The sequence below is a fragment of the Odoribacter lunatus genome, assembly GCF_943193135.1.
In the GTDB taxonomy this organism is placed as follows: Bacteria; Bacteroidota; Bacteroidia; order Bacteroidales; family Marinifilaceae; genus Culturomica; species Culturomica lunata.
This window is the reverse complement of sequence record NZ_CALPCZ010000007.1, coordinates 40,484-63,850: the sequence shown is the minus strand read 5'-3', so window position 1 is coordinate 63,850 and position 23,367 is coordinate 40,484. Positions and strand designations below refer to the sequence as shown.

At 39.7% G+C, this 23,367-nt stretch carries 17 protein-coding genes; 12 read left to right on the top strand and 5 right to left on the bottom strand.

Annotation, left to right across the window (positions count from 1 at the left end; translation table 11 throughout):
- The first annotated feature begins 4 nt into the window (after window positions 1–4).
- The 6 genes from NFR61_RS04685 (at window position 5) to NFR61_RS04660 (ending at window position 7,798) form a co-directional block, all read left to right on the top strand.
- Complete coding sequence (locus NFR61_RS04685) at window positions 5–730, top strand: cell division protein FtsQ/DivIB (RefSeq protein WP_251621088.1); 726 nt, start codon at window positions 5–7, stop codon at window positions 728–730.
- Window positions 731–746: 16 nt separating this feature from the next.
- Complete coding sequence (locus NFR61_RS04680) at window positions 747–1,907, top strand: cell division FtsA domain-containing protein (RefSeq protein ID WP_251621086.1); 1,161 nt, start codon at window positions 747–749, stop codon at window positions 1,905–1,907.
- 24 nt (window positions 1,908–1,931) lie between these two features.
- Window positions 1,932–3,218: a cell division protein FtsZ gene (gene ftsZ / locus NFR61_RS04675; protein WP_251621084.1), complete on the top strand. Its 1,287-nt coding sequence runs from the start codon at window positions 1,932–1,934 to the stop codon at window positions 3,216–3,218.
- Window positions 3,219–3,242: 24 nt separating this feature from the next.
- Entirely contained in the window at window positions 3,243–4,376 is a 1,134-nt protein-coding gene (gene ftsZ / locus NFR61_RS04670) for a cell division protein FtsZ (protein ID WP_251621082.1), read from the top strand.
- Between the two features lie 9 nt (window positions 4,377–4,385).
- A complete protein-coding gene (locus tag NFR61_RS04665; protein ID WP_251621080.1) occupies window positions 4,386–6,176 on the top strand; it encodes a DEAD/DEAH box helicase in 1,791 nt (596 codons plus the stop codon).
- Window positions 6,177–6,280: 104 nt separating this feature from the next.
- Window positions 6,281–7,798, top strand: coding sequence for a lipopolysaccharide biosynthesis protein (locus NFR61_RS04660; protein ID WP_251621078.1), 1,518 nt, complete (start codon window positions 6,281–6,283; stop codon window positions 7,796–7,798).
- Between the two features lie 119 nt (window positions 7,799–7,917).
- Here NFR61_RS04660 and NFR61_RS04655 read toward each other — a convergent pair whose 3' ends face one another.
- Window positions 7,918–8,868, bottom strand: a complete 951-nt coding sequence (locus tag NFR61_RS04655) for a glycosyltransferase (RefSeq protein WP_251621076.1) — start codon at window positions 8,866–8,868, stop codon at window positions 7,918–7,920.
- 121 nt (window positions 8,869–8,989) lie between these two features.
- Between NFR61_RS04655 and NFR61_RS04650 the strand changes: the two genes are divergently transcribed.
- From NFR61_RS04650 to NFR61_RS04625, 6 genes are read left to right on the top strand one after another with little or no spacing between them, the layout of a single operon-like run.
- Window positions 8,990–10,345: a bifunctional cytidylyltransferase/SDR family oxidoreductase gene (locus NFR61_RS04650; RefSeq protein WP_251621074.1), complete on the top strand. Its 1,356-nt coding sequence runs from the start codon at window positions 8,990–8,992 to the stop codon at window positions 10,343–10,345.
- Window positions 10,346–10,349: 4 nt separating this feature from the next.
- Entirely contained in the window at window positions 10,350–11,165 is an 816-nt protein-coding gene (locus NFR61_RS04645) for a LicD family protein (RefSeq protein WP_251621072.1), read from the top strand.
- Complete coding sequence (locus NFR61_RS04640; RefSeq protein ID WP_251621063.1) at window positions 11,155–12,129, top strand: nucleotide-diphospho-sugar transferase; 975 nt, start codon at window positions 11,155–11,157, stop codon at window positions 12,127–12,129. The genes NFR61_RS04645 and NFR61_RS04640 overlap by 11 nt, the downstream gene beginning before the upstream one ends.
- Complete coding sequence (locus tag NFR61_RS04635; RefSeq protein WP_251621061.1) at window positions 12,129–13,397, top strand: glycosyltransferase family 4 protein; 1,269 nt, start codon at window positions 12,129–12,131, stop codon at window positions 13,395–13,397. The genes NFR61_RS04640 and NFR61_RS04635 overlap by 1 nt, the downstream gene beginning before the upstream one ends.
- Window positions 13,394–14,146, top strand: coding sequence for a glycosyltransferase family 2 protein (locus NFR61_RS04630; protein ID WP_251621059.1), 753 nt, complete (start codon window positions 13,394–13,396; stop codon window positions 14,144–14,146). Before NFR61_RS04635 ends, NFR61_RS04630 begins: the two co-directional genes overlap by 4 nt.
- 13 nt (window positions 14,147–14,159) lie before the next feature.
- Window positions 14,160–15,158, top strand: coding sequence for a glycosyltransferase (locus NFR61_RS04625; protein ID WP_251621057.1), 999 nt, complete (start codon window positions 14,160–14,162; stop codon window positions 15,156–15,158).
- A gap of 23 nt (window positions 15,159–15,181) precedes the next feature.
- On the opposite strand, the gene NFR61_RS04620 is transcribed toward NFR61_RS04625, so the two are convergent.
- From NFR61_RS04620 to topA, 4 genes are all read right to left on the bottom strand, one after another.
- The gene (locus tag NFR61_RS04620; RefSeq protein WP_251621055.1) at window positions 15,182–16,117 is read right to left on the bottom strand and encodes a UDP-glucuronic acid decarboxylase family protein; all 936 of its coding nucleotides are present in this window, start codon (window positions 16,115–16,117) and stop codon (window positions 15,182–15,184) included.
- On the bottom strand, window positions 16,114–18,546 hold the full coding sequence (locus tag NFR61_RS04615; protein WP_251621053.1) for a YfhO family protein: 2,433 nt from the start codon (window positions 18,544–18,546) through the stop codon (window positions 16,114–16,116). The genes NFR61_RS04620 and NFR61_RS04615 overlap by 4 nt, the downstream gene beginning before the upstream one ends.
- 79 nt (window positions 18,547–18,625) lie before the next feature.
- Complete coding sequence (locus tag NFR61_RS04610; RefSeq protein WP_251621052.1) at window positions 18,626–20,737, bottom strand: peptidylprolyl isomerase; 2,112 nt, start codon at window positions 20,735–20,737, stop codon at window positions 18,626–18,628.
- A 122-nt stretch (window positions 20,738–20,859) separates the two neighbouring features.
- Window positions 20,860–23,169, bottom strand: a complete 2,310-nt coding sequence (gene topA, locus NFR61_RS04605; protein ID WP_251621050.1) for a type I DNA topoisomerase — start codon at window positions 23,167–23,169, stop codon at window positions 20,860–20,862.
- Window positions 23,170–23,367 lie beyond the last annotated feature (198 nt).

The following is a 23,367-nucleotide window of genomic DNA, read 5'->3' as shown; positions in this document are numbered from 1 at the left end:
GTATATGTATAAAGCAGGCCCTTACATATTATTTATCGGATTATTTGTATACCTGGTAATTGTGTTTACCTTTGTTTCCGCCAAGCGGGGGGAAATAAAGTGTAAGGGAATGCGGGTAATGGTACAGGATACGGTGATAAATGCTTTTGTGGATGAGGGGGATGTGATGAGGATTGTGAGGAAAAAGTATGGTGAGATTGTAGGGAGAAGCATAACGAAAGTAGATAAGGACAGCATCGAGCGGCTGCTTACCGGAAATTCGGTTATAAAATCGGCTCAGGTTTACTACAGTTTAGACGGTTATTTCCATGTAGAAATCAAACAACGTAGACCTGTACTTCGGGTACTGAACAAAGAGGGTTACTATGTTGATGAGGATGGGAAAATAATGCCGTTGTCACGTAAATATACTTCTCGTGTAGTGGTTGCAACCGGGAATATATCCAAGGAATTTGCTTGTGAAGAGTTATATCCTTTTGTAATGGCGTTGAGGAAAGATAAATTGTGGGATGCGTATGTGGAGCAAATTATAGTGAATGACAAGAGGGAAGTAACATTGATTCCTAAAGTTGGAAACTTTAAAATTGTTTTGGGTGCTTTGGAGGGGTATGAGGAAAAAATGGAGAAGTTGCGGTTGTTTTTGAAAGAGGGAATAGCCCGCAAAGGGTGGAATTTGTATAAGGAAATCAATTTGAAATTTGACAAGCAGGTTGTTTGTGTAAAAAAATAAATTAATTACAGATATTATGGGTTTGACGGCATCTTTGGATATTGGTTCGGATAAAATGGTCATGGCTGTTGCGGGGACGGATGGTCGGGAGGAATGTCGGTTGTCTGGTATCAAAATGATTGCTTTGCAAGGAGTGAAGGACGGCGTGATTGTAGATAAGGCAAAGGTAAAATCGTATATTCAATATTTGTTGAAGGAATTGGTAAAAGACAAACCGGTGGATGTGTTTAATATGTCTTTGGCGGGGAAAGCTGTCCGGGTCAGTGAGCATAAAGTCAGTGTATCAGTGCAGCGCAAGACAGTAAGGGAATCGGATTTGGGACGAGCGGAAAATGCATGCAGGGAACTAGTGACGTCCAAAGGAGGGGAAGTTGTGGATATGATACCGATTGCCTATTCGACAGACCGGGGTGAGTATACGGATAATCCTTTGGGACGGACGGCACGTACGCTGGAAGTTCGTTTTAGAGTATACGTTTCCGACTCGCTTTATTTGAAAGAAGTACGGCAGCTGCTGGAGGAGTGTGGTATACGGAATGTGCATTTCTTCTCAGTGGCAAGGGCCTATATGGAAGCGTTGGATGTGCATGAGTCAAAGGCGCGTTTTGCATTGTTGGATTTGGGTGCGGCTCATGTGGGTGTCATGTTGTTTCGGAATGGAATGTTGGAGCATGAGGTATTATTGCCTTTGGGATGCAATACAATAGAGGGGGATATTAAGAGCGCTTTTCGTTTGGGGGAATTATCTCAGGCGAAAAAGATGAAACAGCTTTACGGAGGGGCATTGCGGTCTGTTTGTAAAAGTGGTAAAGTGCAGATTCCCGATACAAATAAGCAGGTAGACAGACGGGATTTGGTCAAAGTGATACAGTGCCGTTTAGAAGAGTTGCTGGAGGGCGCTTTGTATCAGTTGCAGCAATGGCGTTTTACGGAAAATGATAAAGAAATATTGCTTACCGGTGGCGGATGTCGGATGTCAGGGACGGATGCATTGTTGTCGAAATTATCCGGACAAAAAGTAGGATATGCGAAAGCGAAGAGGATAACGGCTATCGGAGAGGAAATTTTGCAGGCACCGGCTTGTCTGGTTGTGTTGGGATTGCTTTTGTGTGAGCATTTGGAACCTGTGGAAGAAAAAAGCGGGATAACGGGATGGTTGTCCAATTTGTTTAAGTGATGAGTTTAATGGTAAATATAATTTATGGATAATAATGATGAGTTGTTGGCATTGAAGTTGCCCGAACAGAAGGAGTCTATTATAAAGGTGATAGGTGTCGGCGGGGGAGGAAGCAATGCGGTAAACCATATGTGCCGTCAAGGAATTCATGGGGTGGAATTTGTTGTGTGCAATACGGATATTCAGGCCTTGCGTTTAAGTCCGGTGAAGAATAAAATACAACTTGGCAAGGAATTGACAGAAGGACGAGGAGCAGGGTGTGTGCCGGAGCGGGGGCGTCAGTCAGCGGTAGAGAGTATGGATTTTGTGCGGGGATTATTGGCTCACAAGACGAAGATGGTGTTCATTACGGCAGGTATGGGCGGAGGTACCGGAACGGGTGCGGCGCCGGAAATTGCCAAACAAGCAAAGGAGTTGGGGATATTGACGATAGGGATTGTGACATTGCCTTTTAGTTTTGAGGGACGGCGGAAGATGGAACAGGCCATGGATGGTATTGATGAATTGGAGCAATACGTGGATGCTTTGTTGATTATCAAGAATGACCGCTTGAAGGATATTTATGGGGACTTGAAGTTATCGGAGGCTTTTGCGATGGCGGATAATGTATTGACAATAGCAGCCAAGAGTATAGCCGAGATTATAACATTTAAAGGATATGTGAATGTGGATTTTGCGGATGTGGACGGTGTGATGCGTAATAGCGGCGTTGCTCTGATGGGGGCGGCGGAGGCTACGGGAGAGGACCGGGCGATGAAAGCGTTGGAGGAAGCATTGATTTCTCCGCTATTGAATAGTCATGATATTCGCGGGGCTTCCAATATTTTATTGAATATGCTTTATGGAGAAAAGGAAGTGACAATGGATGAGATTACCCTTATTACTGAAAATTTGCAGGAGCGGGTTGGTGGAGACGTGAATGTGATTTGGGGAGCGGGGAAGGATGAAACATTGGGGGATGCGTTGCGGGTTGCTGTGATTGCCGTCGGTTTCAATCGTAATGGGAATGTCGGGGTGAATGTGGGAAGTACAGCGTTTGTTGCTCCGAGAGTACAGAAACCGGAGGTTGTATTTAAGGTAGAGGAATTGCCGGAAGAATTGGAAATGGTGACGATGACAGCGGCTGAACTGGAAGAGCAGGCGCGGCAAAAGAGACAGAAACAAGAGGAACAGAAGATAAAAAAGCAGCAACACCAGCGGGAGGAAAAGCAGCGTAAGGGGGTAAACGATATGCCCGATACGGATAATTGGTTTAAGCGTAAATTCGGGAACATTTTTAATGAAGATTCGTGGGATACGGAGATGAAGTAGTGTGAATAAAAAGAAAAGTCGATTATGATAGACGGATTGGTAAATTTTAATTTGGATGAAGTGTCTCCGACGATTATCAAGGTAATCGGTGTCGGCGGGGGAGGAGGCAATGCCGTAGAATATATGTATTCCAAAGGAATATGCGACGTGGATTTTGTGGTGTGTAATACGGATGCGCAGGCTTTGGAAAATAGTCCGGTGCCGATAAAGATTCAGTTGGGGGTGGAATTGACAGGGGGACATGGTGCGGGGAATAAGCCGGAGATTGGAGAAAAATCGGCGGAGGAAAGTTTGGAGGAGATTACCCGTATGTTAAAGAAAAACACCCGAATGGCTTTTATTACGGCAGCAATGGGAGGTGGAACGGGTACAGGAGCTGCACCGGTGATTGCCAGGTTGGCAAAGGATATGGGAATACTGACGGTTGGAATTGTGTCTATTCCTGCCCGCTTTGAGGGACCGAAGCGTTTGAATCAGGCGCGGGAGGGATTGAGGCGATTGAAAGACCATGTGGATTGCTTGATAGTTATAGATAACGAGAAGATTAAACGGATATATGGCTCACAGACTATTACGGCGGCTTTTGCCAAGGCGAATGACGTGTTGAATATTGCGGCGAAAGGTATTGCCGAGGTAATAACGTTGCCGGGATATATTAATGTGGATTTCGCGGATGTGAAAACGGTTATGACAGATAGCGGTGTGGCTATTATGGGGGCGGCACAGGCTTCCGGGGAAGACCGGGCTAAGCGGGCTATTACGGAAGCGTTGGATAGTCCGTTATTGAATAATAATGATATTCGCGGGGCGAAGAATATTTTGTTGAATATTACATCGGGTACGAATGAGATAACGATGAATGAAATGACGGAGATAACGTCTATTATTATTCATCGGGTAGGGGATACTGCTGCGGTAATTTGGGGTGTAGGAACGGATGAAGAATTAGGTGATGCGATTTCGGTGACAATTATTGCTACGGGCTTTCCGAAAGATGATATCGAGATTTTAGACCAGCCTGCGGTGCGGCACGAAGAAAACGGGTTACTGCTGAGTCCGGAGGAAGTAGTACTGAAGCCGGATTTGGAACCGGAAGAGATTGAGGAATTATTTACAACACCGGCATACGAAAGAAGACGGAATGTCCGGATTATTTAATCATATTGAATGGAAAAATTTAGAGAATTAGGTTTAGACGGGGAGATTCTGAAAGGAATTGCTGATTTAGGGTTTGAGACTCCGAGTCCGATACAGGAGAAAGTAATTCCTGTTATTTTAAGTGAAGAGCGAGACTTGGTCGCTTTGGCGCAAACAGGAACGGGAAAGACGGCGGCTTTCGGCTTGCCTTTGTTGCAAAAGTTGGAGGTTGAGAAAAAGAATATACAAGTACTGATATTGAGTCCGACACGGGAATTGTGTGTGCAGATTGGGAATGATTTGAAGAATTATTCCAAATATTGTCCTGGCGTGCAGATTGTTTGTGTTTACGGCGGAACGGATATCCGGAGACAGATTCGGGATGTAAGTAAAGGTGTGCATATATTAGTGGCAACTCCGGGACGTTTATGTGACTTGATAAAGAGAGGGGCAGTGGATATTGATGCGGTAAAAGCAGTGGTATTGGATGAAGCGGATGAAATGTTGAACATGGGATTCAAGGAGGACTTGAATTTTATTCTGGATGAGACTCCGGAAATGCGTAAAACGTATCTGTTTTCAGCAACGATGCCTCGGGAAGTGGAGCGCATTGCACGGAATTATCTGCATTCTCCGCTGGAAATTTCCGTAGGTAAGAAGAATCAGGGAGCAGATACGGTGCGTCATGAGTATTACCAAGTAAAGGCGAAAGATTGTTATGAGACACTGCATCGGGTGATTGATTGTGCTCCCGATATGTATGCGATTATTTTTACACGTACCAAGATAGATGCTCGGGATATTGCCCATAAGTTGCAGAAAGACGGTATCGACTGTGACGCACTGCACGGAGATTTGAGCCAGACGCAACGCGATGAGGTGATGGCACGTTTCCGGTCTAAACGTTTGAAAGTATTGGTGGCGACGGATGTGGCGGCACGTGGGTTGGATGTGGATAATCTGACGCATGTGATTAATTTTAATTTGCCGGAAGATGTAGAGAGTTATACGCATCGGAGCGGGCGTACGGGACGTGCTGGCCGGGAAGGAATTTCGGTGGCGATAGTTCATTCCAAAGAAAAAGGAAAATTGCGTCGCATCGAAGGAGTACTTAAGAAGAAATTTGAATACAAGGAAGTGCCGGGAGGAGATGAAGTGTGTCGGGCGCAGTTATTGTATTACGCAGATAAAATATTGGCGGCGGAACCGAAAGAGACATTGGTAAATTACCAGCAGGAATTGTTTGAGAAATTTGCGGAATTGAGCAAAGAAGAGTTGATACAGAAAATTGTTGCTTATGAGTTCGGCAAATTGTTGAAAAAATATGCCGGAGTAGAAGACCTTAACCTTTCGGAGTCTGAACGACAGGGAGGTAGAGAAAGGCGTCGCGGAGGTCGCTTGGAGGAATCGGCTCGTGAATTTACAACATTTAGCGTCAATGTAGGGAAAGAGGACGGATTTACGCCCCGCGATTTGATGGCGATTATTAATGAAAATGCACCTCGCAAGGGCCTGGAGATAGGAAGTATACGAATATTTGAAGGCAATACGAAATTTGAGGTGGACATTCGCGGGATAAACGGTTTTGCAGCTTGTTTCCGGAATGTCAATTTTAATGGATTACCGTTTACATTGACGGAAGTGAAAGACCGTTATGGCCGAGACCGAGACCGCGGAAAAGACGGTGGACGGCGCAATGGACGCGATTTTGGGGGCAAGAAGCGTAACTCCACAGCTAATAATAAATGGCGTAAGAATGAAAGTCGTTTTGGAGATAAAAGGAAAAGTTCCGGAGCTAAGAAACGTAAAAAATCCACTTGAAAGAGTGGATTTTTTGATGTTTCCGTGAATTTTATGATATTTTTAGCCGAATAGTGTATTTATGGGGAGGAATATTTACTTTTGTTAATCTGAAAACAATTCACATGGGAGTAATCATTCGGCAGAGCATTAAGGCGACGGTTTTTAATTACATAGGTGCCTTTATAGGTTTCTTGACGACTTTTTTTATTTTGACGAAATATGTAGAGCCGGAGGTTATTGGATTGACAAAAGTGATGTATGAAGTGGCGGCATTGGTGGCCGGTTTTGCGCAATTGGGTACTTCTGCTTCGGCCATGCGTTTTTTCCCTTATTTTCGGAATCCGGAAAATAATCATAACGGATTTTTCTTTTATTTGATGTTGATGCCGGCAATAGGGTCTGCAGTGTTTATCGGGTTATTTTTTCTTTTGAAGGGACTCATTATTGACTTTTTTGCCAAAAAGTCGCCTCTGTTTGTCGAATATTCCTCGTGGGTAGTTCCTTTGACTCTTTTTTTGCTTTTCTGGACAGTGCTGGAGGTTTATTCTAATTTGCTGATGCGGATAGTGGTTCCTAAGTTTATTCGTGAGGTAGGTGTACGGGTGATGTTATTGGTGGTGTATATGTTTTATGCTTTCCGATTGCTGGATTTGGCAGGTTTGGTTACGGGTTGTGTGTGCGTGTACGGAATGGCAATGTTGTGTACCTTTGTGTATGTATCGCACATTGGAACCATTTCAATGAAGCATAATTTTGCTTTTATCGATAGGGATTTGCGGAAAAAGATACTGTATTATACGTTATTTCTGATTGTCGGGGCTTTTGGGGGTAGTATTATGGCTCAATTGGATTTATTTATGGTTAGTTCCAAGATGGGCTTGGATTATGCAGGTGTCTATACAGTGGCTTTTTATATGGCAGCGGTTATTGAGATGCCGGCTCGTTCAATCCTTGCCATATCTTCTCCTTTGGCTGCAGCAGCATTGAAAGAGGGGGATTTTGTAAAAGCCAATGAGTTATACAAGAAAGTTTCTTTGCATCAGTTGATCGCCGGGAGTTCGCTGTTCTTGATGATATGGATTAATATTGATAACATTTTTGATATTATTCCCAATGGAGATGTGTATGAGACGGGGAAGTGGGTGGTATTCTTTATCGGCTTAAGCAAATTAGTTGCTATTACGCTGAATTTCGGAGGGACGTTGATTTCTTTTTCGCGTTATTACTATTGGGGATTGTATTTCACGTTCTTCTTGACTGCTTTAACGATTTACACAAACTATTTATTGATTCCTCGTTTTGGAATTACAGGTGCGGCGGTAGCTTCGTTTATTACGTGCTTGATCAGCTATTTGTGGCAACAATGGATTGTATTGAAGAAAGTGAAAGGTAATCCCTATGATGTGGCCATGCTGAAACAAATAGGGATGGTGGTATTGTTGTTTGGGGTGAACCATATTTTACCGGTATGGAAGATTTCACCTATCTTGGATGGTTGTTACCGTTCTTTGGTTATCGGAGCATTTTGGTCGGTTTTGATTCATCGTTTGCGTGTATCAGAAGAATTGAACCGTTTGATTGGTAAGATCAGGAATCGAGTTTGGCGCATATTTGATGCACCTTCTGACCCAATAGATTGATTTTATAAATATTTTGATATTTTCTGTGCGTAAAACAACTTTCATTCACATCTCATATTCAGCCCATTGGGGGAGGAAAATGGTATGTGAATGGAAGGAAATGTAATTAAATATCTTGATTAGAATGAACAAAAATCCCAATGATGGTGGTATGCGTAGATGAATGGAAAAAAGAAAGCTCGAAAGTAAGATAGAGGACCTTTAGAAGATTGAGGATAGATAAGATTTTTATAAATGAGACATAAATAACATAGGTGAAAAAGGGCAAATATATTGTTTTTCATCAGATACTTATACAAACTTTGTGTAAGTTGTAATGAAGATTGCTGAGATTGGTTGTAAATATAGGAAAGGAAATAATGCCAGTTTTCATTATGTCGCAGTTTATTTAAGTAAATAATACCCTGAAAATAAGGAGTAAAAAAGTTTGGAGTGTTGTGTTTTTGATTGATAAGAGCTGTTGCTGATAATTTATGTAGCCGACGCCAATTTAAGGGTTCGTCTATTTGGATAATACCGTGGTGAAAATGGGCGCAAATAGCTAACCAGTAATCGTAACAAACAGGAGCGGGGAGATTTACTTTCTGTATCAGATCCTTTCGGATAAGCATGGTGTGACCGGCAATATAATTTCCGAAGATTTGGCTTTCTATGTTATAGATAGGTATTCTTATTTGTTTTAAATTGTCAGAGTATACATCATCAACGTAATAGGCCGAAAAACAGATATCATGTTTTCCAATGTGTTCAATTTGTTTTTCGAGCTTATTTGCAAGCCATATATCGTCTTGGTCAGAAATGGCAATATATTCCCCCGTAGCGCGCTCCATGGCGGAAAAAAAGTTTTGGTTGATGCCTAAATGCTTTTCGTTTTGGAATAGTTGGATATAGGGGTATCGGGATTGAAAACGGTGAATGGTTTCTATTGTGCTATCCGTTGATCCATCGTCTTGGATAATGAGTTCATGAATAGGATAAGTCTGTGTTACTATGCTGTTTAATTGTTGTTCGATATATGGTATTCCGTTATATGTACACATAATAACGGATATTTTTTTGAAAATATCCATAAAATGTTATTATAAATTTTGAACAAAAGTAGAAAATATGGCTAATAACTAAAGTCATTGCCTTATAAATATATTTTGTTACTTTTGTAATTATCTTTTGGGTTATCGAAAATAGGAGTAAATGAACGTTGCAGTAATATTAGCGGGGGGAGTAGGAAGCCGTTTGGGATTTTCTACGCCAAAGCAGTTTTTTAAGGTGGCGGGTAAAATGGTGATTGAACATACGGTGGATGTGTTTGAACACAATAGTCATATTGATGAGATTGCCATTGTATCCAATCCTTTTTATATCGCTGAAATTGAATCATTGGTGCTTCGGAATGGTTGGAAGAAAGTGAAAAAGATTCTGAGAGGGGGGAAAGAACGCTACGATTCGAGTTTATCGGCGATACAGGCTTATGATGCTCCGGGGATTAATCTTATTTTCCATGATGCGGTGCGTCCTTTGGTGAGTCATCGTATTATTGACGATGTGGTCCAGGCTTTGGAAACCTATCGGGCAGTTGACGTGGCTTTGCCTTCTGCCGATACGATTGTTGAGGTGGAGGGTGATTTTATCGAGACGATTCCCGACCGTTCCCGTCTCCGGCGCGGACAGACGCCGCAGGCTTTTCGATTGGAAACGATTCGGGAGGCTTATCGGATTGCTTTGCAAGATCCTGCCTTTAAAGTGACTGACGATTGCGGGGTGGTGAAAAAATATCTTCCGGAAGAAAAGATTTATGTGGTTGCCGGCGAAGAAGCCAATATGAAGCTGACGTACAAGGAAGATACCTATTTGCTGGATAAATTCTTTCAATTGAAGAAAAGCGAATGGGGTGATTTTAAACTCGAAAGAGAGCAATTCCGGGGAAAAGTGGCTGTTGTCTTCGGAGGGCATTACGGAATAGGGGAATGTATCGTGGATCTATTGAAAGAATACGGAGCCAACGTGTATGTCTTTTCACGCAGATTAAATCAGACGGATGTCGCAGAGCGCGGACAAGTGCATAAGGCCTTGGAGGAGGTGGCTAAGCAAGAGAATGCGATAGATTTTGTCATTAATACGGCAGGGGTTTTGAATAAAGAACCGCTTGCAAATATGGATTATGAAACCCTCCGAAAAGCGATAGATGTGAATTATCTGGGTGTGGTGAACGTGGCGCTAGAGTCGTTGGAATATTTGAAAAAGACACAAGGGCAATTGCTCTTTTTCACCTCCAGTTCTTATACACGCGGGCGTGCATTCTATAGCATTTATTCTTCTACGAAAGCAGCCGTGGTGAACTTTGTACAGGCTATTGCCCAAGAATGGGATGCGTGGGGAATCAAGGTCAATTGCATTAATCCGGAACGTACGAAAACACCTATGCGCATACAGAACTTCGGAAATGAACCGGAAGATACCCTATTATTACCGGAGAAGGTGGCAGAGGCATCTTTGCAAACTTTGGCTTCTGATTTTACAGGACAAGTGATAGACGTGAAATTACAGTGAAAGAATGGGGAACGGGAATACTTATCTTCAGAAAAGCGTTGAGGCTAATTTAAGGGCTACCCAATTAAAGATATTGGATATTTTATTGTTGTTTGACGGTATCTGCCGGAAATATGGATTAAGGTATTGGCTGGATGGGGGGACATTGTTGGGAGCTGTAAGGCATCAGGGATTTATTCCTTGGGATGATGATTTGGATATCGGTATGCCATCAGAGGATTTAAGGCGTTTTTTAGAAGTGGCTTCCCAGGAAATACCGACTCATATTGAATTACAAACGCGTAAAAATGCAGGAGGGTATTTTTATTGTGTGCGATTGTATGATAAAAATTCATTCCTTTTAGGCAAAGACGGGATTCATGATGTTGCTTTTAGCGGGGTATGTTTGGAGATATTTGAATTTATTTCCTATCCTTCTTTTGCGTTGAAGTTAGTGAAGCACATAACCCGTAAGATTTGTATCAGTAAAATTTATTTTAACGCCTTGCATCGGATTACAGGAAGCTCGTGTGTGAAATATTTCTTTTTCCGCATTCGTTATGGGGAGTATTGGCTTATTTGGTGGATTTTGACATTTTTACGGGGGGGAAAATATATATCCAATGTGCCTTATAATAATGTTTACGGGATTGTTCATCGGGTGCGAGACATTTATCCGTTGTCGGAAATAGGATTTGAAGGGCATACGTTTAATTGCCCGGCTAATCCTGATGGATATTTGACGGATTTGTATCGTAATTACATGCAATTACCCCCAGAAGAAAAGCAAAAGCCGACTCATACGTTATACGTTAATCCTTCTTTAAGTGATGAAAAATGAGTTTGATACACCGGTATTATTGATTCTGTTCAATCGTTTGGATACAACACAACGGGTTTTTAATCAAATTCGGAAAGTACGTCCCAAATATCTTTATGTGTCGGCTGATGCCCCACGTCCTAATCATCCGGATGATATTGAGAAATGCCGTGCGACGCGTGATATAATCAAACAGATTGATTGGGATTGTGAGTTGCATACTTGTTTCAGAACAGAGAATCTGGGATGTGGCAAAGGCGTAGTTGCAGCTATCTCGTGGTTTTTTGAACAGGTTGAACAAGGAATTATATTGGAAGACGATATTTTTCCTTCAGAAGATTTTTTTTACTATTGTGATGAATTGTTGCGTAGATATAAGGACACGTACGAGGTGGCTTTAATTAGTGGGAATAATTATAGCGGCAAATGTTTTGGAGAGGCGTCTTATTATTTCTCTTGTTATCCGCATACTTGGGGGTGGGCAACGTGGCGATGGACATGGGAAGGTTTTGATTTGTTCCTTGATGATTATTCCTTAAAAGAATTCAAGCAGGTATTGAAGTGGTGTGATTTTCGATGGAATGATCGTCAAATGCAATTGGATCGTTTTAAGATCATGAAGAAGCGGGGAACCGACGGTTGGGACTGGCAGTTTATGTTTCATATTTGGCGAAATCGGCAGTTGTCAATAATTCCTAATGTTGCCTTGATTCAAAATATTGGTTTTGGAGAAGATGCTACACATTTTAAGGTGAAATGTGCTACTAAGTCGATGATACAAAACAAATTGGAGGGGGCGATATTGCCACTGACACATCCGCAGATGGTAGAACGTCATACAGAAGCAGACACTCAATATTTGCCTTATGTTCAAATTGTCTTACCTTATTTTCATCGTTTGGTGAAGATTCGCAAGTCTTTTTTGTGGTGGGGATGGAGATGGTTCAGAAGACAAGTGTTGGTTAAACCGAAATTACAGAGGTAATGAAAGTACTTTTAGTGAATACATCTGAACGAAGAGGGGGAGCGGCTGTTGCTTGTAATCGGCTGATGAGAGCTCTAAATAAATTGGATGGGGTGGAAGCGAATATGTTGGTGCGGGATAGAGATACGGCAGATCCTCATGTTTTTAGTGTAAATACTTCTTGTTATAATCGTTTATTAAATTACGGGCGTTTTTGTTGGGAGCGTTTGAAGATATTCCTTTGTAATGGTTTTTCTCGAAAAACACTTTTTGCAGTTTCGACGGCTGCCACCGGAATCAATATCAGCACTCATCAGAAGCTACAGGAAGCGGATATTATTCATTTGCATTGGATAAATCAAGGCATGCTTTCCTTAAAAGGTATACGGGAATTATTAAAATCGGGTAAGCCTATTGTATGGACGATGCATGATATGTGGCCTTGTACGGCGATATGTCATTATTCGTGGGAATGTATGAACTTTTATGAAGAATGCGGGAAATGTCCCTTTTTGAATTCAGACAGACAAAATGATTTATCTAATCAAGTATGGAAGAATAAATGTTATATAAAGACATCAAATATTCACTTGGTAACGGTTAGTTCTTGGTTGGCAGAACAGACTAGAATGAGTTCTTTGACAAAGAATCTGAAAGTGACAGTTATTCCTAATGTCATAGATACATCTATTTTTCGACCTCAGGAAAAAATGACAATTCGAAGAAAATATTCTTTTCCTATAGATAAGAAGATTGTATTGATGGGAGCTGTTTGTTTAGACAATTCGATAAAAGGTTTTCAATTTTTAAATGAAGCATTAAATATGTTGTCACAAAAACGTAATGATCTTCTTTTGTTTCTGTTTGGGACAATAAAAAATAAGGATCTCCTTTTAAAGAATTTGCGTGTACCTTATGTGTCATTTGGTTTATTGAATGATAATAGGCAGATTGCGGAATTGTATGCAATTGCAGATGTGACAGTTGTTCCTTCTTATTACGAAACATTTGGACAAACAATAATAGAGGCAATGGCATGTGGTTGTCCTGTCGTAAGTTTTAACAATAGCGGTCAGACTGATATTATAGATCATAAGGTAAATGGATATTTGGCAGAGTATAAGAATCCGGATGATCTTGCCAATGGAATTCAATGGGTGTTAGATAATGAGGATTCACCTATTCTTTCTTATGCTTGTATAAAAAAAGTTTTTGAGAATTATACAGAAGAGATAATTGTTCAAAAATATTACAGCTTGTATAATCAATTATTAAACGCAAAAGAATGAGCTTGAGATTCTCCATAATAACAGTGACATATAATGCAGCAGAGGTATTGGAACGCACGATTCAGAGTGTGGAAAGGCAGGAGAATGCAAATATTGAATATTTGATTATTGACGGGAAGTCTACGGATGCAACTTTGGATATTGTTCAAAAGTATGAGAATTGCGTAAATTGTTGTATCAGCGAGCCGGATGAGGGGTTGTATGATGCCATGAATAAAGGATTGAAACAGGCGACGGGGGATTATCTCCTTTTTCTGAATGCAGGAGATACATTGCAGGGGAATGATGCCATTGCTAAAATCACACAAGTGGCTGAAAGGGAGAATATTCCTGATATTCTTTATGGAGAGACGGATTTAGTGGATAACAACGGGCAATTTATAGCTCATCGGCGTTTAAGAACTCCGGAACGTTTGACGTGGAAAAGTTTTCGTATGGGCATGCTGGTTTGTCACCAGGCTTTTATTGTTAAACGAACATTGGCACCGGAATATGATTTAAGCTATCGTTATTCTGCAGATTATGACTGGTGCATTCGTTGTATGAAAGTAGCGGAAGGGATTGTAAATACTCGTTTGCGTTTTATTAATTATTTAAATGAGGGACTTACGACGGCAAATCGTAGAGCGTCATTGAAGGAACGTTATCGTATTATGCGGAATTATTATGGCAAGTTTCCTGTTTTTTTGTTGCATATTTGGTTTGCGGTCCGTTTTTGTTGGGCGCAATTCATTAAAGGAGTGGTTTGAATTAATTTAAGATATGGCATATTTCTCGATTATTATTCCTGTCTACAATCGTCCACAGGAAGTAAAGGAATTATTAGAAAGTCTTTCTCAACAAACGAATAAAGATTTTGAGGTAGTTATTGTGGAAGATGGTTCTACATTGAGATGTGAGGAAGTAGTCCATGAATATACAGGGCTATTGAATATAAAGTATTATTATAAATCGAATTCCGGGCGAAGTCAGTCCAGAAATTATGGAATGGAGCGGGCTACGGGAGAATATTTGGTCTTTTTTGATTCTGATTGTATTATTCCTGAAGAGTATTTTGGTCGGGTGAAGAAATATCTCGAAACAGCTTGGGAGGATTGTTACGGAGGACCGGATGCTGCACATGCTTCTTTTTCCAATTTGCAGAAAGCTGTCAATTATTCGATGACTTCGTTTTTTACAACGGGAGGTATACGCGGTGGCAGGAAAGGATTGGAGAAATTTGTACCGCGTACGTTTAATATGGGGTTTTCGATGGAGGTGTACAGAAAAGTCGGAGGATTCAAGGATATGTTCGGGGAAGATATAGATTTGAGTACCCGGATTGCCGATGCTGGATTTTCAACGGCGCTTTATCAGGACGCTTATGTATATCACAAAAGGAGAGTTAGTCTGAAATCCTTTTATAAACAGGTCTATGTGTTCGGAATGGCGCGTATTGACTTGTATCAATTGCATTCGCAATCCTTGAAACTGGTGCATTGTTTTCCGGCGGCCTTCGTGATAGGGAGCATCTTGTTGCTTCTTCTTTGTTTTCTTAGCTTCTGGATGCTTCTGCCTTTGGGGGTATACGTGATGGCTGTTTTTATCGGCGCATTTTGTAAAAACGGTTCGCTTTCTATCGCATTATTGGCCGTATGTGCCGCTTTTGTCCAGTTATTTGGCTACGGCAACGGATTCCTCTCTGCTTTTTGGAAAAAAGTCATATTGCGGAGAGAAGTGGATAAAGAAGAAGAATTGGAGAAACATTATAAAAAGAAATGACGTTTCGATAAGCATCATTTTCTTTATAGAATACCTTTGAAATACCGGATGGTTTCTTTCAATCCGTCCTCCAGACTGATAAGAGGCTCCCAGTTTAATTTTTCCCGAGCCAGAGAAATATCCGGTTTGCGTTGTGTCGGATCATCCGAAGGGAGGGGAAGATATATGATTTTTGACTTGGAACCGGTCAGGCGGATAATATGTTCTGCCAGTTCCCAAATGGTAAATTCCCCGGGATTCCCGATATTGACAGGACCGATAAATTCCTCTCCGGTAGCCATCATACGGGTCATGCCTTTTATCAGGTCGTCAATGTATTGAAAACTACGGGTTTGATTTCCTGTTCCGTAGATGGTAATGTCTTTATTCTGCAGTGCCTGTACGATAAAATTGGAGACAACACGCCCGTCTTGGGGGTGCATGTTGGGACCGTAGGTGTTGAATATCCGTATGATTTTTATTTTTACCTGATATTGCCGGTGGTAATCCATAAAAATAGTCTCGGCACAGCGTTTCCCTTCGTCATAGCAAGAGCGGATACCGATAGGATTCACATTACCCCAGTAACTTTCTGTCTGAGGATGAATCTTTGGGTCTCCGTACACCTCGCTTGTAGATGCCTGCAGTACTTTCGCTTTTACTTGATTGGCCAGATTTAGTACGTTAATGGCTCCCATGACTGAAACATTAATTGTCTTGATCGGGTCATATTGGTAATGAATCGGAGAAGCCGGACAAGCCAGATTGTATATTTCGTCCACCTCGGCATGATAGGGATTCATGATATCGTGCCGAATAAGCTCAAAGTAAGGACTTTTAAGTAAAGGAAGAACGTTATCTTTACTTCCTGTAAAATAATTGTCCAAACAAAGCACTTCATGACCTTGTTCCAATAAATATTTGCATAAATGTGAACCGATGAATCCGGCACCTCCTGTGACTAATATTCTTTTTTTCATGATTTGCAATTCCTTCTTTTAAGTGTAAAAACATAGAAAACGGTCAATCCTAATAATAAAAACATACCGCAATAAGCAATAATCTGAGTAATGCCAATACTTGCAGGTTTAAAGGTCATGACAATTTCATGTTCCCCTCCAGGAATATATATTCCTCTCAATACATAATTTGCACGTATGATTGGGACTTCTTTCCCGTCAATAGTTGCTTTCCAGCCATGTGGATAATAGATTTCAGAGAAAATACCTAAGCCTCCTGTGGTAGAAGTGGCTTTATAATGAAGTTCATTCGGAAGATAATGAGTTAATAAAATACTTGATATTGAATCTTTAGTTGTTTGTTTATCTTTTAATACAGGTTTAAATCTTTTGTCAATAATAGCACTTGTTGCAGGTGATAAATTTGTTAATGCACTGATTTCTTCGTCCGCATTGTCAACCCATTGAATGTTTTCAACAAACCATGCATTTCCCAAGGCATTAGGATTGGATACAGCTTGTATATGATTATTATTTGCTACAATAAAATACTTGGTATTGAGCATATCGAATACATTTGCATGACCTTTGGCTAAATGATGATCAATCAATTCTTGGTAACGACGTAATTTGGCTGCGTGATAACCACCTATTGATTTATGATAGAACGAAGTGTTACTTTCATTAAAAGCATTGCCGGTTGTATTGAATACTCTAAAATTAGGGTCTTTGTCTTTCAGTATTTCAACATCTGCAGAGTTCTTGGTAAAGAAAGAACTGATATTTTGGGCCTTTTGTTGTGGAATAAATGAACTGGCATTCAGATAGCGTTTATCAACACTCCATAAATCAATAAGACAAAGAGCAATTAATGCTCCGACAAATAAATTCGGTTTTAATTGTTTTTTAGAATATAGCCATAACAGAATACCGCCGATGCCTATGATAATCACAGATCTCCAGGCATCACTTTGAAAAATATTCATTCGTACTTTTTCCAAGGCGTCAATTACTGCCCCGATTTGAGGATTTTGTGAGGCTTGTGGCAGAAAGTTTCCGGCTTCTATTTCACTTAAGAAATTAAAGAAAACTCTGGGTATGAGGGCAAATAGAAGAGCTACACCTCCTGTCAAAGCAAAACTGATATATATATATTTCTTTTTATTTTTTAAAATGGATGGATTTTTGATAAGTTCAATAACCATTAAACTGCCCAATAAAGGTATGATAAGTTCTGCTATGACCAGAATAGAAGATACTGACCGGAATTTGGAATACATTGGGAAATAATCTGCGAATAAATTGGTAAATGCCATGAAATTCTTTCCCCATGATAAAAATAAGGTAATGATGAATGTTCCGAGTAAATACCATTTTAGCTTGCTATTTAGTAAGAACAATGCCATAAAAAACAATGTCATGAAAAAAGCTCCGGCATATACGGGACCTGATGTAAATGGTTGATTCCCCCAATAGTGATTTTGTTGTGCGATGGTTTGTCGGAATAGAGGTTCTACTTTATTTATGGCTTTATTGTTGCCGATGTATCCTGTTGCTCCTCCTTTGGTATTGGGGATAAGTAATGTCCAACTTTCTCCAATGCCATAACTCCATTGTACCATATAATCCCGATTCAATCCATTGCTGGTTTTATTGGCGGCATCATGCGTAAGTTCCGATTTGCCTCTGATAGTTTCTTTGCTGTATTCCCAGGTGTGGTATAAATTAGGAAGATTAATCATGATAGCGATTAGCGTGGCGATACAAAACATGCCTGTTGCCTTGAAAAAATCGGGTAACGAATGTTGTTTCCAATTGTCGACTAATACGAAGAGCATATAGGCGCCGACAATAAACATGGAATAGTAAGTCATCTGTACATGATTGGAGGAAATCTGAAAAGTCATGAACAAAGCTGTGAGGACTCCTCCTAACAGATATCTCTTCTGATAGGTCAGCACAATTCCTGCTATTGTAGGAGGGATGTAAGCAAGGGTGAGAACTTTCCAGATATGCCCGGCTTCAATGATAATAAAGAAGTAGGAAGAAAAAGCATAACCGATAGCACCCAATATGGCAATGTTGCTTCTTGCTCCAAAGACGATAAGCAAAATATAAAATCCAATCATCAGTATAAATACAAAACTGACAGGATCGGGCAAATATAATTTATAGAGTTTCTTCAGTTGTATAATGATGTTGTTGGAAGTGTAGCTGGGAGCCATCTGATAAGTCGGCATTCCGGAAAATTGCGAATTGGTCCAACGGGAAATCTCTCCAGTTTGTTGTTGATATTCTGTAATCTCCTGTCCGGCTCCACCACGACTGTCGCCCCCTAATACCGTTTTCCTCTCAAAAATTTCCGGAGAGAAATATAGAACAGAAATCAATAAAAATATAACAACGGCTCTTACGTGGGGGAGGATTAACTGGAGATTTACATTTTTCATATTTGAAAATTTGTCATTCTATTAAAATGAAACAGGAGGAATTGCATACTCCTCCTGTTTGTTTTTGTTATGTAATGGTTTAATAAAACTTATACCTCAGGTCTTTAACTTCTGCATTTTTCAAGAGAGCTTGAACGGCTTGGTAAGTAGCACGATATTTATTGGATTGGTCGATACCTGTTTTGGCTTGTTCCACTGTTTCGGGTGTCGTTTCTTCGACAATTTTATTATTTATCATGATGATATAGATACCTTGATTCCCGGCGATTGGTTTGGAAATTTGTCCTTGTTCAAGCTGACTTGCCAAAGCGATAACGTTGGGTTCAATTCCGGCTCCAGGAACTTGGAATGAGTTAAAAGATATTTCAGAAGCATCTTTAATTTCTAATCCTGCCTTTTGTGCAATGGATAATAAACTTTCACTACCGTCAATAGCAGCTTGTAATTCTTTTTCTAATATTTCTGCTTTCTTCTTCCGAATAAGTTCACGTTTTATTGTATTTGCAATATTGTTTACAGGAGCAATACCTTCTTCTTGAATGTCAGTAAGAACAGCAACGGTAAATTTGTTACCTGCATCAAAGATATTGGTACCTTCATTGCTGATAAGCACTTTACCGGGAGTGTTTGCAAGGTAAGCTTGTCTTATAACTTCTCGCGCATTTTCCATTCCTGCAATATTCTTATCATTTTTATTAAGTGAAGCGATACGTTTGTTTAGATTGAATTCTGTCACTTTTTTATCAAAAGTTGTTAGGTCATTTACCTTGTCTGCAAAACTACGAGCTTCATTATATACTTTATTAATAGTAGTCTGTGAAGGAATAATTTCTTTCTCTACAGTTGCAATCTGTATTTTTTCAACGGGTTTAGCTCGGTCTGTTACTTGCACAATGTGAGCACCGAATTGTGTTAAAACTACCTTAATTTCTCTTGCTTTAGAAAAGAATACAGTATCGCTGAAAGGTTGAACCATCATTCTTGGTCCAAACCATCCGAGGTCACCACCATTAACAGCAGAGTTTTGGTCAGTAGAGAATTTTTTAGCTAAAGTTTCAAAATCAGCACCTTTTTTCAATAATTCGGTCAAACTGTCTGCAACGGCTTTAGCTTGGGCATAATTATTGTTTTCTGGTGCAATCAGTATGTGGCGGGCCCTAACAGAGTCTGGTAACATCTTGCGATCAGCTACACGACTAATACGATAGGAATTATTTTCAATGTACGGACCGTAGACATTATTTTTTCTGTTAAAAAGGAAATCAGCTAAACTGTCATTATTAATTTCAGATTTTTTGTAATAAAAAGCATCGAATTTTTGATCAGATGATAAATCAACAAATTCTTGTGGATTTTCTGTTTCAGCAAATTCGGGGATTAATTTTTCTACCCATTTTTCTGTTTCAGCATAATCCGTTCCAGATGGTTCTACATCAAAATTAACATAGACAATTTTTCTTGATTCAGGTTGTTCAAATAACTTTTTATGAGAATCGTAATAATTCTTAATTTCACTGTTACTAACTTGAATTGTAGAATCTTCAATTGAAGTATAATTCTTTACAATATAGCTGATATCAGCTTTTGCAGCACTATTTGTTGCCATTTCTTCTGCTTCTGCAGCGGTCGTATACAATGCTTTGGCAATAAGATTATTGTATTTGGCTTGTTTGCGTGTTGTGATAATTTGTTCTTCCAAATTCAGCCAATAAGCTTTTTGAGGATTATTAGCTGGCAACTCCATTAAGCTTTTTACATAAGACCTAATTTGATTGGGGTCAGCATTACCGAACATTTGGCGGATAGAAGGATTCATATTATCCCCTAATAACATATCATAAAGTTCATCACCGCTCACGTTAATACCTAACTCATCATATTCTTGGTTCATAACAATGTCCATGACCATTTGTTGCCATGTATTTTCACGCAACATGGTTTGTTGTTCATCATTAAGAGCGGAAGTTCCGTTCATCATTTTAACCATTTCCTCATTTCTGGTTATCTTATTCTGATAATCCATGATGGAAATACTTTCGCCTGCAATTTCACCCACTTCATTTCTGGAACTGTTAAAAATACTGGCTCCCGAACTTAAAGCATCTCCGACAATAAATGCTACAAGAGCTAAACCGATAACAATACTGACAAGTAATCCTCCACGGTTTCTGATTGTTTGTAAAGTTGCCATTTATGATAAAAATTTTAATGTTTCTTAGTTGAAAATTTGAGTGTACGAAGATAGGGAATGCTATACTGTTTTGCAAATATTTGCGTTTAATTCTCAAGAGAGTTTCCTGCTCCCATATTCTCTTAACTCTTTTTTGTTGTTTTCTTAGTTGTTTTTTTCTTTGAATCTTCTTTTTCAATAATAATCATACACGCTTCCAAAGTCAATTCTTCTGCCTTTTGTGTCTTAGGGATTTTGAAGTTTTTTTTATTGTAAGCGATATAAGGGCCAAAACGTCCGTTAAGTACTTGAATTCCGTTATCAAAAGACTTAATCAATTTATTTCGGTCGCTTTCTCGTTTTTCTTCAATTCTCAAGATGGCTGTCTCCAACGTAATTGTTCCCGGTTCATCTTCTCCTTTTTTCAGAGAAACGAAACTATTATTGTGTTTGATATATGGCCCGAAACGTCCGATACCTACGCTAACTTCTTTGTCTTCGTAAGTACCCAATTTTCTAGGGAATTTAAATAATTCCAAAGTTTCTTCCAACGTAATGGTCTCCATCAACTGACCTTTGCGTAATCCTGCGTAACGGGCAGTTTCTCCTTCTCCGATTTGTGCCATGGGGCCAAAACGTCCGATGCGGACACTTACTTTTTCTCCTGATTTGGGATCTTCTCCTAAAATACGTTCTCCGCTATTCCTTTCGGAATTTTTTAGAGTAAGTTCCACATTTTCATGGAAAGGTTGATAGAATTGTCCAATCATCTTTTGCCATTCGATATCTCCCTCGGCAATATTATCCAATGCTTCTTCCGCTTTAGCTGTGAAATTATAATCCATTATATTGGTAAAATGGGCGGATAAAAAATCAGTAACAACCATACCCATATCCGAAGGAAATAATTTTTTCTTTTCAGCACCAAAGTTCTTTTTTAAAAAAGAAGATTTTATATCATTGCCTTTTAACTCAACGACCTCAGTCTTTCTTTCAACTCCTTCACGAGATTCCTTTAAAATATATCCTCTGTTTTGAATTGTTGTAATTGTGGGGGCATATGTAGAAGGACGACCGATACCTAATGTCTCCATTTTCTTTACAAGGCTTGCTTCCGTGTAGCGAGGGGGATGCAATGTATATTGTTCTGTGGCCAAAATGCGTTTCCTTTTTACTTGGTCATTCTTTTGTATCGGAGGAAGCAAATCGGCATTCTCGTCATCGTGTTCATCGTCGTGCGATTCTTTATATACTTTTAGAAAACCGTCAAAAATGATAATTTCTCCTGTTGCGACAAAAGAAATGGAAGAACCGGAAACATCAATTGTAATACTGGTCTTCTCCAATTCTGCATCCGACATTTGTGAAGCCAACGTCCGTTTATAAATCAAATCATATAGTAATTTTTCATTCCGGTCGCCTTCAATATCAGTCTTATCCATATACGTCGGTCGGATAGCTTCATGGGCTTCTTGTGCACCTTTGGTGTGGGTGGTAAAATTGCGTGATTTGGAATATTTTTCCCCTAGCGTTTGACAGATAACGGCCTTTGCACTTTTCACGGCCAATGCGGATAAATTTACAGAATCCGTTCTCATATAAGTAATATGTCCGTGTTCATATAACTTTTGTGCTACTGACATTGTTTGGGAAACAGAGAAACCCAGTTTGCGTGAAGCCTCTTGTTGAAGTGTTGATGTTGTAAAAGGAGGTGCAGGTTTGCGCACAACAGGTTTTTTCTCAATATTGCTGATTGTGAACGTTGCGTTTTTACAAATCTCAAGAAATTGCAACATGGTTGCTTTATCAGTAAATCTTTCTTCTACTTCTGCCTTGAATCCGGCTTTTTCTTGAAGAGTTTCAAAGTGTCCGACAACCTTATAATATAGTTGTTCCTTAAAAGCATTTATTTCCCGTTCTCTTTCAACAATTAGTTTAACGGCAACAGATTGTACTCGACCGGCGGAAAGTGCAGGTTTTACTTTCTTCCATAATACCGGAGAAACTTCAAAACCGACCAAACGGTCTAATACTCGACGAGCTTGTTGGGCATTTACGAGATTTTGGTCAATTGTCCGGGGATTCTTGATAGCATTTAAGATAGCGTCTTTTGTAATTTCGTGGAATACAATACGCTTTGTATTTTCCGCTTTCAAATTCAATACTTCAAAAAGATGCCATGCGATTGCTTCTCCTTCCCGGTCCTCATCGGATGCGAGCCATACCATTTTTGCTTCCTTTGCTAATGCTTTCAGCTCCTTCACTACGGCTTTCTTATCGGAGGAAATTTCATATTTAGGTTGGAAATTATGCTCAATATCGATACCGAGATCTTTTTTCTCCAAATCTCGAATGTGTCCGAAACTAGATTTAACTGTATAATCTTTACCCAAAAAACGTTCGATTGTTTTGGCTTTTGCCGGAGACTCTACGATTACTAAGTTCTCTATCATTATATTTTTATCAAAATCAGGGTGCAAACCTACGAAAAAAACTTTAAACTTTTATCATAGGTTGGATTTTCACTTTTTTATTTGGCAGATGAAGGCTTATAAAGACATTGAAAATAAAAGGGGAATGATGAAAAAACAATAAAAACGGATGTTTTTGGGAGTAAATTTTTATTTTTGAAAATATTTTATTGAACGTTA

Coding starts and splice junctions, on each gene's coding strand:
- NFR61_RS04660 (WP_251621078.1), top strand. CDS start 6,281: ATGGGAGTAATCATTCGGCAGAGCATTAAGGCGACGGTTTTTAATTAC.
- NFR61_RS04625 (WP_251621057.1), top strand. CDS start 14,160: ATGGCATATTTCTCGATTATTATTCCTGTCTACAATCGTCCACAGGAA.
- NFR61_RS04645 (WP_251621072.1), top strand. CDS start 10,350: ATGGGGAACGGGAATACTTATCTTCAGAAAAGCGTTGAGGCTAATTTA.
- ftsZ (WP_251621082.1), top strand. CDS start 3,243: ATGATAGACGGATTGGTAAATTTTAATTTGGATGAAGTGTCTCCGACG.
- NFR61_RS04610 (WP_251621052.1), bottom strand. CDS start 20,737: ATGGCAACTTTACAAACAATCAGAAACCGTGGAGGATTACTTGTCAGT.
- topA (WP_251621050.1), bottom strand. CDS start 23,169: ATGATAGAGAACTTAGTAATCGTAGAGTCTCCGGCAAAAGCCAAAACA.
- NFR61_RS04665 (WP_251621080.1), top strand. CDS start 4,386: ATGGAAAAATTTAGAGAATTAGGTTTAGACGGGGAGATTCTGAAAGGA.
- NFR61_RS04650 (WP_251621074.1), top strand. CDS start 8,990: ATGAACGTTGCAGTAATATTAGCGGGGGGAGTAGGAAGCCGTTTGGGA.
- NFR61_RS04620 (WP_251621055.1), bottom strand. CDS start 16,117: ATGAAAAAAAGAATATTAGTCACAGGAGGTGCCGGATTCATCGGTTCA.
- NFR61_RS04630 (WP_251621059.1), top strand. CDS start 13,394: ATGAGCTTGAGATTCTCCATAATAACAGTGACATATAATGCAGCAGAG.
- NFR61_RS04635 (WP_251621061.1), top strand. CDS start 12,129: ATGAAAGTACTTTTAGTGAATACATCTGAACGAAGAGGGGGAGCGGCT.
- ftsZ (WP_251621084.1), top strand. CDS start 1,932: ATGGATAATAATGATGAGTTGTTGGCATTGAAGTTGCCCGAACAGAAG.
- NFR61_RS04680 (WP_251621086.1), top strand. CDS start 747: ATGGGTTTGACGGCATCTTTGGATATTGGTTCGGATAAAATGGTCATG.
- NFR61_RS04640 (WP_251621063.1), top strand. CDS start 11,155: ATGAAAAATGAGTTTGATACACCGGTATTATTGATTCTGTTCAATCGT.
- NFR61_RS04615 (WP_251621053.1), bottom strand. CDS start 18,546: ATGAAAAATGTAAATCTCCAGTTAATCCTCCCCCACGTAAGAGCCGTT.
- NFR61_RS04685 (WP_251621088.1), top strand. CDS start 5: ATGTATAAAGCAGGCCCTTACATATTATTTATCGGATTATTTGTATAC.
- NFR61_RS04655 (WP_251621076.1), bottom strand. CDS start 8,868: ATGGATATTTTCAAAAAAATATCCGTTATTATGTGTACATATAACGGA.